Genomic DNA, 1,400 nt, shown 5'->3' with positions numbered 1-1,400 from the left:
ATAACCGTTGAAAAAATCCAGTGACCTAAGGTTACCGGGTACGATAGTAAGTAAGATTAACATAGGTTGGCACCCCCATGGGTTACCCTACCGCTAACCCATCCTACAAATAATTGTGCATCTCTACTTATAAGCAATGGAATAATTGGAGAATTAAGTTATGACAGTTAGTATCATTGAGCAGAAAAAAGCTGAGGATAAGCCTAAAAAAGTTTCTACTCCAGAAGAATATTTGTCTCTAGAAGAAAAGGCGGAATATAAGCATGAGTACAGAAATGGAGAAATAGTCGCCATGGTTGGAGGTACCACTAATCACAATGAAATAGTAACTAATTTATGCACTACCCTAAAGGTAGCTCTGAAAGGTCAACACTATCGAGTCTTCATTGGCGATGTAAGGCTCTGGATACCTCGTTACAACCAATATACTTACCCTGATGTAATGGTGATTAGCGGCGATCCTGTTTACTATCAAGGTAAAACTACGATTACAAATCCTTTGCTGATTATAGAAGTTTTATCCCAGTCAACTCAAGACTATGATCGCGGCACCAAGTTCACCCATTATCGTTCCATTCCTGAACTACAAGAGTATATTTTGGTTGATCAATATAGCGTTAACATTGAACAGTTTACCAAAACCAGTCAAGGTCAATGGCTACTTACGGAATATGAAAAAGGCGCAGAAACCTTCTCGATGCAGTCTTTAAAATTACAACTAAAAATAACCGACATTTATGAACAAGTGGAATTTGCGTAGTTTTATGTGGCGTAACAGTTGAAACCTTCCGCGATTCATCCCCCGACAAGTTGGGGGTCGCGGTTTAAGATAAACAAATCAAGCACTTGATAGGTTGTATTATCATTATTCGTTAAGTATTTTTTAGAGCGATCGCCCCAGGATAATTAGGGAGGGACAATTATTTGTAGGATGGGTTAAAAGCTTTGGGTAGATCCTACAGAGCGGAATGATTGACATAATTAAGACAACTGTGTTAAAATTGGGGGTGGTGATTTAACCAAATCATGATCATGGTTCATTCTTTAGCAATCGCTCTCTTAATTTGAGTTAGAATAAAATGCGATCGCTATTTAAAGCACCAATCAGAGAAATATTTTTGCCCTTGTTTCCTGGTACGCTACCAATTGCTCTTTGTCCATCTTGGCTTCTGGCAAACAACCTTGACATCCCTAAATTTATCCCCGATTCATCTAAAAACACTAAATTTCTAATATCAACTGTATCTACCCAACGACGATAATCATGCCTTAATTCTTGAACACGTGGAGTCTCCTGTTCACTGGCATTTAGACTTTTTTTTATGACGTAGACCCAACTTTTCTAAGGCTCGATGCATGGTTGTGATACTAACACTAGTGCCCGTCGTTTCTCTCAGGCG

General features: G+C 38.8%; 2 protein-coding genes. One reads left to right on the top strand and one right to left on the bottom strand.

Going from position 1 to position 1,400, the window contains the following annotated elements:
• Positions 1-160: 160 nt before the first annotated feature.
• Positions 161-760: a Uma2 family endonuclease gene (locus ASL19_RS04240; protein WP_057177417.1), complete on the top strand. Its 600-nt coding sequence runs from the start codon at positions 161-163 to the stop codon at positions 758-760.
• A gap of 309 nt (positions 761-1,069) precedes the next feature.
• On the opposite strand, the gene ASL19_RS18495 is transcribed toward ASL19_RS04240, so the two are convergent.
• Positions 1,070-1,222, bottom strand: coding sequence for a transposase (locus tag ASL19_RS18495; protein WP_235528927.1), 153 nt, complete (start codon positions 1,220-1,222; stop codon positions 1,070-1,072).
• Between the last annotated feature and the right edge of the window lie 178 nt (positions 1,223-1,400).

This window comes from Cylindrospermopsis sp. CR12 (assembly GCF_001432185.1).
In the GTDB taxonomy this organism is placed as follows: Bacteria; Cyanobacteriota; Cyanobacteriia; order Cyanobacteriales; family Nostocaceae; genus Raphidiopsis; species Raphidiopsis raciborskii.
The sequence above is the reverse complement of the archived record's forward strand: the minus strand, read 5'-3'. Positions and strand labels throughout refer to the sequence as shown.

What these genes read in the sequence shown, in the direction of transcription:
- ASL19_RS04240 (WP_057177417.1), top strand. Translation starts at nt 161, where the DNA reads ATGACAGTTAGTATCATTGAGCAGAAAAAAGCTGAGGATAAGCCTAAA.